The 8,830-nt window shown below is 42.2% G+C and carries 5 protein-coding genes and 1 pseudogene; 5 read left to right on the plus strand and 1 reads right to left on the minus strand.

What is annotated here, in order from left to right:
• The first annotated feature begins 15 nt into the window (after window positions 1–15).
• The 5 genes from AC5YCI_RS02655 (at window position 16) to AC5YCI_RS02675 (ending at window position 8,770) form a co-directional block, all read left to right on the plus strand.
• Complete coding sequence (locus tag AC5YCI_RS02655) at window positions 16–4,518, plus strand: translocation/assembly module TamB domain-containing protein (protein WP_496128517.1); 4,503 nt, start codon at window positions 16–18, stop codon at window positions 4,516–4,518.
• A gap of 88 nt (window positions 4,519–4,606) precedes the next feature.
• Entirely contained in the window at window positions 4,607–4,966 is a 360-nt protein-coding gene (locus AC5YCI_RS02660; protein ID WP_496128518.1) for a hypothetical protein, read from the plus strand.
• A gap of 152 nt (window positions 4,967–5,118) precedes the next feature.
• Window positions 5,119–5,388 carry a hypothetical protein gene (locus tag AC5YCI_RS02665; RefSeq protein WP_496128519.1) on the plus strand — a complete coding sequence of 90 codons (270 nt, stop codon included), beginning with the start codon at window positions 5,119–5,121 and terminating at the stop codon, window positions 5,386–5,388.
• Between the two features lie 296 nt (window positions 5,389–5,684).
• On the plus strand, window positions 5,685–8,324 hold the full coding sequence (locus tag AC5YCI_RS02670) for a bifunctional aconitate hydratase 2/2-methylisocitrate dehydratase (RefSeq protein ID WP_496128520.1): 2,640 nt from the start codon (window positions 5,685–5,687) through the stop codon (window positions 8,322–8,324).
• 194 nt (window positions 8,325–8,518) lie between these two features.
• Window positions 8,519–8,770, plus strand: a complete 252-nt coding sequence (locus AC5YCI_RS02675; protein WP_496128538.1) for a hypothetical protein — start codon at window positions 8,519–8,521, stop codon at window positions 8,768–8,770.
• On the opposite strand, the pseudogene AC5YCI_RS02680 reads toward AC5YCI_RS02675, so the two are convergent.
• Window positions 8,727–8,830 (minus strand): annotated as a pseudogene (locus AC5YCI_RS02680) (IS5-like element ISAba27 family transposase); the annotation flags it as partial. The gene AC5YCI_RS02675 and the pseudogene AC5YCI_RS02680 overlap by 44 nt on opposite strands.

The raw sequence follows: 8,830 nt of genomic DNA on the forward strand, positions 1-8,830 counted from the left end.
TACCTAAAAAACATTATGCCAGACTTAGAACCAGCGGCGCAGGTGACGCCAAAGCAGCGTAATACTGTACGTAATATCATCGTTTCGATTTTATTGATTTTTTTACTGTTGGCAGCAGCACTTGTGGTGATGTTTTCCACCAATGCCGGTAGTAAGTTCTTATTGGATCGGGTGTTAGAGCGACAACAGATTATCAGCTACCAATACGAAGGTGGTAATTTGTGGCGCGGTCTGATTTTGCGTCAAGTTTGGGTCAATCTGGCCAGTGTTGATGTTAAAATTGATCGTGCCGATGTGAATTTGGGTTGGCGTGCCATTTTAAATAAAGAAATTCATTTAAGCCGTGCCGATGTGCGTAATCTGCAAATCATCAGTAAAAAACCGCCGAGTGATGAGCCGTTTAAGTTTAGCGACATTCGTTTGCCTTTTGTACTGCGGCTTGACCATGCCGATTTAGATCATTTATTGATTCAAACTGCAGGCGGTAGCAAAGTTAATTTTTATGATGCGGTGTTAAATGATGCGGTGTGGAGTGATACCAAACTCGAATTTAAAGACACCAGTGTCAGTATGGGCTATCTCTTGGTGAAGAATGCCACAGGGAGTATGGATTTTCAGGGCACTTACCCGATTGATGCCATTGCCGATGTTAATTTACCCGCTTTAAATGATAGCTTAAATATTCATGACATTAAGGTGGTTGCCAAAGGCTCGCTCGACAGTATTCAAGCTGGTGTGGCGACACGCAATCCAGATTTGCTCACTGGCTGGATTGTGGTGCATCCGGTACGTCAAGATGTGCCCATGTATGGTGCGCTCAAATTTAAAAACTACCATTTTCCATTTTTAACTGAGCAAAAACTTTTTGCTGAAGACGGTTTAGCCAAATTTAACGGCAATGCACACGGCTTTGATATTAATCTGAATACCGATTTAAGCGGTACTGACATTCCAAAAGGGCAATACAGCGCCCTTATGCATACCGATTTTGTCAATCAAATTGATATTCATAATTTAAATGGTCAAGTCATGCAAGGCGCACTTAATTTAGGTGGTGTGGTCAGTTGGAAAGATCAAGTCACTTGGGATTTAAGCGGTCGTATGGATAAACTGAATCCCGAAGATCCTGTGATTCCACAGTTTATTCGGGATTTCTTACCCCCGAGTTTGGATGGTCAAATCGCCTCCAAAGGTAGCTTAGACAAGGGTCTACATTTAACTGCCGATGTGGATTTTGATCGTTATGAAAAATGGCATGTACAGCTCGATCAAAAACCTGAGCAGCCGAAAAAACCTAATCCAATGCAGCTTAATATAGCATGGCGTGAGATTGATCGCGCAGTGCCATATATCGGTTGGCTGGCCAGTGAACAAGGTCAGGCCAAGGTGACTTTATTAGAGGGTCAACAAAATATTGAGCTGGGCACCCAAGTTAAACATAATGATAATGGCTTTTTGCCAACGGGTGATTATCAAGCGCAGCTCAATTTTAAAAACAACATTTTAACGGTGCCAAATTTTAATTATCAAGCAGGCAGCAGTCGTTTAAGTGGCAAGGCCGTGGTGGATTTGCCCGATGAAACACGTCAGCTCAAGTGGCGTGCAGACCTCAACGCAGAAGATTTTAATCCCCAGACCTTGGCCAGCGCTGCACCTGTAGATCGTTTAAATGGTCAGGTGCGCGCACAAGGCTACGCCTTACCCAATCAGCATATTATTCAACTCAATCAAATCAATTTATTGGGGCATTTAACTGCACAAAATGAAACGGTACGTTTAACTGGGCAAAGCACAGCGGCATTAATCTTCCATGATGAAAAAGCCGGTGGTGGCTTTAAAGGCTATGCAGTCAATTATGAAGGTGATTTGGATGCGAGTCACTTGGCTGTGTCCAAAGGCGGGCTAAAATTTAAAGTTTCAGGCACCCCTGAATTTTTAAATATCAAAGAATTTAAGCATGATGGTATTGCGGGCAATATTTTAGCCAATGGTCAGGTGAATTTAGCCAACACTTTAAGCTGGAATATCAATGCCAGTTTAAATCATTTTAAACCGCAGTATTTTGTCGCAAGTTTAAAAGGCGATGTGTCAGGTCGTTTAAACACCCAAGGTACATGGACAGAGCAAGTCAAAAAGATTCAAGTACAAAACTTAAATCTGGCCGGTCAGCTGAATTCCAAGCCCTTACGTGGGCAGGGCAATTTATCTATTTTACTCAAGAATGACCAAAGTGGCTTGCTACCGAGTCAATTTGAAGCCAATAATTTTTATCTGGCCTACGCCAATAACCAAGTTCAGGCCACAGGCAATGCACAAAACTTAAGTTTAAGTATTGATGCACCGGCTTTATATGAATTATATCCAGGTTTGCGTGGTCGTATTTATGGCAAATTAAATGTGCAGGCCCAACCTCGTCTTAAAGCCACTGCCAATTTGGCTGTTGATGGTTTTGCCTTTAATGATGCCATCAGCATTCAAAAAATGCGGTTGCAAGGTGAATTACCAACCTCAACGACCACCCCAACGTCTTTAACTGCTAGCCTACAGGGTTTACGTGCTGGTGGTCGTGAAATCCAAACTGGCCAAATTAACTTAAGCGGTAAATACAATGCACATGTATTAAAAGTTCAAGCCAAAAATCGTTTGAGTACTTTTTATGTGCAATTGGCTGGTGGTTTTAAGCAAAATAATGATTGGTTGGGCCAAATTCAACAAGGGGATTTTAACTCCTACCGCACTCGGTTAATACAACGTCAATCCGCAGCAGTGATCTATAACAATGCCCGACAAGAGCTATTGGTTGGGGCACATTGTTGGATGAGTCAACAAAGTCAATTGTGTGTTGATCAACCGCTCATCGTCAGCCCAAGCAAAGGTAATGTCTCTTTAAGCACACAAAACGTGGATTTAAATGACTTTGCGGCCTTTATGCCAGAAGGGTTAAGCATTACAGGTAAAGTCAATGGTTATGCTAAAGCGGCTTGGGCACAAGGGCAAAAACCCAAACTAGATGCCCGTTTAGTCACGCGTAACGGTACCATTGGTTTAGATGCCGAAGATCCTCAATATCAAGCCTCTAAAATTGGCTACGAACAAGTGGCTGTGGTGGCAAAAAGTGTGGCGGAAGGCTTACAGCTACGTTTAGATGTCAAAACGCAAGACATTGGTACCGGTTATGCTAATGTGGTGATTGATCCCTATAGCGCACGTAAAAGCATGCGTGGTGAAGTGGCTTTTGATAAAGTCGATTTAAAAATCGTAAAACCGTTTATACAAGATGTACGTTCTATTGGCGGGACCTTATCTTTTGCAGGTAAAGTACAAGGTGCTTTAACCGATCCTGAATTTAACGGTGAGCTACGTTTAAAAGATGGCGCAATTAGTATGATCTCATTGCCAATCAACTTAAATAATATTCAGTTGTATTCATCGATTCGTCAAAACCAAGCCAGTATCAATGGTGCCTTTAACAGTGGCCGAGGTGTGGGGCATCTGACCGGTGGTGTCGATTGGCGCGACGAGCCGCGCATTCATCTTAAACTCAAAGGTGATGATCTGTTGATTCGTCAGGCACCGTTAATTACCGCGGTGATTGATCCTGAAATTAATTTAGAAGTACTGCCAAGCCGTCGCCGTGTCAGCTTAAATGGTGAGGTACAGGTGCCACGGGCACTGATCTCTATGCCTGAAGCGTCAGCACCCGTGGTGAATGTCTCCTCCGATGTACGCATTGTGCGTGAGGGACAAAATCAACTGGCCATTTTACGTGCGGCAAAACCTTGGGATATTCGTGCCGATGTGATGGTGCAACTCGGAAATCAAGTGATTTTCCAAGGCTTTGATAGTCGTATACCGTTAATTGGTCGTGTGTATTTATCACAGCGCGGCTTAGAAACCGCGATGCGTGCCAATGGTGCGATTGGTGTTTCGAAACGGGTAAAAATTGAAGCCTATGGGCAAAGTTTAGATTTAAACCGCGCCATCGCGCGTTTTAATGGGCCACTGGCCAATCCGAGTTTGGATATTGATGCCAATAAATTGGTACAAGGCAGTACGGTGGGTGTGCGTGTGACCGGTACAGGTTCTAGCCCGAATATTCAAGTGTATAATGATGCAGGCTTATCTGAGCAAGAAGCGTTAAATGCCTTAATCACGGGGCGTATTAATGATGGTAGCAGTGGTATTAGCCAAACTGAAGGTTTTAGATCTGATGTAAACAATACCATTGCCGCAGCAGGCATTAGTATGGGGCTAGGCGGTACACGTGCCTTAACCAATCAAATTGGACGTACCTTTGGTTTAAGCGGTTTGGCACTTGATGCACAAGGTACCGGCGATGATACGCAAGTATCAGTGACAGGCTATATTACTCCTGATTTGTTTATTCGTTATGGTGTAGGCGTATTCACGCCAGTCAATAAATTGACTTTACGTTATCAAATGAATCAACGGGTGTATTTAGAAGCCAGCCAAGCCTTAGAGCGCGCAGTGGATGTGTTCTATCACTGGAAATTTTAAAAAACAGCCCTCATTTGAGGGCTTTTTTTCATGTAGGCTTTACAGCATTTGTAGTTCGATTATCATAGCCAGCAATAGGAGAGATGTAATGAAAAAGTTATTCGCTTTCACTGCGCTGGTTGTATTGGCTGGCTGTGCGGAAAAAGCCCCACTTGCACCTGAGCAACAATGGCAAGGCTATTGCAAAAGCGTGGGTAATGCAGCACGTACCATTTTGTTGGATCGTCAAAATGCAATTGAAAAGCAAGCAGCCATTGATCATGCTGAAAAGTTAGAAGATCCAACCACCAAGAAATTTATCTTAGAAATTATTGAAGAGGTTTATCAGTTACCTTCAGAGCAGATCAATGATCAGCCGGATGTACAGCGTGAAAAAATTCGTGCGCAAGTGACAGAGCGTTGTCAAAACACACCATTTGATGAAATCCCTGAATATAAACCGTTCTAAGGAACGGTTTTTTTATGGCTTGATATTAATCCAAAGCCAATTTATGGCCAGCACATGCTGCTTAACATAAACTTTGCAACAATTCTGTGTTCGCATAAAAACAGAAAAGCATATATAAAAATAGAATAATGAAAACAATAAGGAGAGGCATCATGGAAGTGGTGGGTTATTTACATAATGATGACTTTTTACTTGAAGACGATCAAAGTGTCATGGTCATTGGTGGTGGCGGCTATGTATTAAGCTGTGGTGATCGAGTGATTTTGCGCGATTGCGTCAATGAGCACCAAAACCGCTACTTGGTGAGTATTTGTTTTGCCAATTGTCAGTCAGATTTACTGCATGAAGATGAAATTACCTTGAAATTTGTCGGTGATCGGGCGAATTTTCAGCACTATATAAAAGCAAGTACTGTACACTAAGGTGGAATGGATTTTTTTGAACAAAAAAGACAACATAGCGTTGTCTTTTTTATGGCTATCTTTCAAGCAAAGTGCTCAAGGAAAGTACACTGTGTTGCTTTAAACAGCATAAATTGCTCATCAACTAAACGATCTTGCCATCATTTAGATATAAAATAATGAGCATCACAAACAAATACTTTACTTGCATTAACTTTTAACTCGAATTTTAGTAAAATTTTGCTGTCCATATTGTTTACGAAGCTTTATAGAAGCAGGAAATCGTAAATAATTTTTTAAAAAAGAGGAATAACACCGTGCTAGAAGCTTACCGCCAACACGTTGCAGAACGTGCCGCACTCGGAGTCCCACCGAAGCCACTTGATGACGCTCAAACAGCTGCATTAGTTGAATTATTAAAGAATCCACCAGCAGGTGAAGAAGCATTCTTAGTTGACTTGCTTGAAAACCGTGTACCAGCGGGTGTTGACCAAGCTGCTTATGTAAAAGCTGCTTTCTTAGCTGCTTTGGCAAAAGGTGAAACAACTTCTCCATTAGTGTCTAAAGAACGCGCGGTTTACTTACTAGGCACTATGCTTGGTGGTTATAACGTAGCGCCTTTAGTTGAATTACTAGAAGATGCAGCGTTAGGTGCTTTAGCAGCTGAAGCGTTGAAGAAAACTCTTCTTGTATTTGATGCGTTCCACGATGTTGCTGATAAAGCAAAAGCGGGTAACGACAATGCAAAAGCAGTTTTACAATCTTGGGCTGATGCTGAATGGTTCACAAGCCGTCCAGACGTTCCAACTGAAATCAAGTTAACTGTTTTCAAAGTAACTGGCGAAACCAACACTGATGACTTGTCACCTGCACAAGACGCGTGGAGCCGTCCAGACATTCCGTTACACGCGAATGCAATGCTTAAAAACGAACGTGATGGTATCAACCCTGAAAAACCAGGTGAAGTTGGTCCATTAAGCCAAATCAAAGAATTGATCGCGAAAGGCAACCAAGTTGCTTACGTAGGTGACGTTGTAGGTACAGGCTCAAGCCGTAAATCTGCAACTAACTCTGTACTTTGGTTCTTCGGTCAAGACCTTCCACACATTCCAAACAAGAAAGATGGCGGCTACTGCTTAGGTTCTAAGATTGCACCAATTTTCTTTAACACGATGGAAGATGCGGGCGCGTTACCAATTGAGATCGACGTTCAAAACATGAACATGGGCGACGAAATCGTTCTTAACATCGATCACGCAGCGGCAAAAGTAACTGCATCTAAGAACGGCGAGCAAATTGCTGAAGCTGAACTTAAGACTCCAGTACTTCTTGACGAAGTTCGTGCCGGTGGCCGTATCAACTTAATCGTTGGTCGTGGCTTAACCACTAAAGCGCGCGAAGCTTTAGGTTTACCTGCATCTACATTGTTCCGTACGCCTGTACAACCTGCTGCAACAGGCAAAGGCTTTACCCTTGCTCAGAAGATGGTTGGCCGTGCATGTGGTCTTCCTGAAGGTCAAGGTGTACTTCCTGGTACATACTGCGAACCTAAGATGACAACTGTTGGTTCTCAAGATACAACAGGTCCAATGACTCGTGACGAACTTAAAGATTTAGCATGCCTAGGTTTCTCTGCTGACCTTGTTATGCAATCTTTCTGTCACACAGCTGCGTATCCAAAACCAGTTGACGTAACTACTCACCACACACTTCCTGATTTCATCATGAACCGTGGCGGTGTTTCTCTACGTCCAGGTGACGGTATTATCCACTCTTGGTTAAACCGTATGCTTCTTCCAGATACAGTAGGTACTGGTGGTGACTCGCATACTCGTTTCCCAATTGGTATTTCTTTCCCAGCGGGTTCTGGTCTTGTAGCATTCGCTGCTGCAACTGGTGTTATGCCACTGGATATGCCTGAGTCTGTACTTGTTAAGTTCAAAGGTAAGATGCAACCTGGTATCACACTACGTGACCTCGTACATGCAATCCCTTACGTTGCGATCCAACAAGGTGACTTAACTGTAGAGAAAAAAGGTAAGAAGAACATCTTCTCTGGTCGTATCTTAGAGATCGACTTAACAGAAATGGAAACTGACCTTACTGTTGAGCAAGCATTCGAATTATCTGATGCTTCTGCTGAACGTTCTGCTGCAGGCTGTGCGATCACGCTTTCTGAAGAGAAAGTTGCTGAATACCTTCGTTCAAACATCACTATGCTTAAGTGGATGATTTCTGAAGGTTATGGCGATGCTCGTACTATGGCGCGCCGTGTTGAAAACATGGAAAAATGGTTAGCGAACCCATCACTTCTTAAAGCTGATGCTGACGCTGAATACACCAAAGTGTATGAAATTGACCTAGCAACTATTACTGAGCCAGTTCTTTGCTGTCCAAACGATCCAGATGACGCGAAATTGTTATCTGACGTTCAAGGCGTGAAAATTGACGAAGTATTCGTTGGCTCATGTATGACGAACATCGGTCACTTCCGTGCAGCTGGTAAGTTACTAGACAAAGTTCCTGGTGGTTCTTTATCTACTCGTCTTTGGTTAGCGCCTCCTACTCGTATGGACGAGCGTCAATTAATGGACGAAGGTTTCTACAACATCTATGGTAAAGCTGGCGCGCGTACTGAAATGCCAGGTTGTTCATTATGTATGGGTAACCAAGCACGTGTTGCGCCTAACACAACTTGTGTATCTACATCTACGCGTAACTTCCCTAACCGTTTAGGTCAAGGTGCGAACGTTTACTTAGCTTCTGCTGAGCTTGCGTCTGTTGCTGCTGTATTAGGTAAATTACCTTCTCCAGAAGAATACCAACAATATGCAGCTCAAATTGACAGCATGTCAGCTGACATCTATCAATACTTAAGCTTCGACAAAATGGAAGCGTATACTGACGCGTCTAAAGACGTTGATACTAAGAAAATTGCTGCTGCTCAATTATCTTAATAAGCTAGGATAAGGAAAAGCCGAAAGGCTTTTCCCTAGCACAAGAGAAAATCTATGATTTTCTTGAGCAAAAAGTAGTTTAAAATAAGGGTCGAGAAATCGGCCCTTATTTTTCCTAATAAATCAAATAATTATCTTGAGTAGATTTTTTTGAGCAAGTAAGATGTCTTAGATCAATTGTTGCTATTATATTTATGAAAACATTATTTTGGCTAGGCATACTCATAATAGTTAGTTTTATAAGCTATTCAGCTATTGCCATCATATTATTTTCTCATGCAAAGATTAGCTTTTATGAGCAAGTACCTTATATTATTAATATAGGATATATTGGGAGTTTTGTCTCAGGTGCTACTAGTTTTTTATCATTAATGCTAACTATTAGACCTCTTGCGAAAGTGGTTATTGCAAGTTTATTCGGTTTACCAGTGCAGCAATTAAGTTAATGCGTAAACCGAATCTTTTCCGTCTATTTCGATAACGTTCACTTAATATTCTAAATGTTT

The sequence above is a fragment of the Acinetobacter sp. CY17 genome, from assembly GCF_059515825.1.

Coding starts and splice junctions, on each gene's coding strand:
- AC5YCI_RS02655 (WP_496128517.1), top strand. CDS start 16: ATGCCAGACTTAGAACCAGCGGCGCAGGTGACGCCAAAGCAGCGTAAT.
- AC5YCI_RS02660 (WP_496128518.1), top strand. CDS start 4,607: ATGAAAAAGTTATTCGCTTTCACTGCGCTGGTTGTATTGGCTGGCTGT.
- AC5YCI_RS02665 (WP_496128519.1), top strand. CDS start 5,119: ATGGAAGTGGTGGGTTATTTACATAATGATGACTTTTTACTTGAAGAC.
- AC5YCI_RS02675 (WP_496128538.1), top strand. CDS start 8,519: ATGAAAACATTATTTTGGCTAGGCATACTCATAATAGTTAGTTTTATA.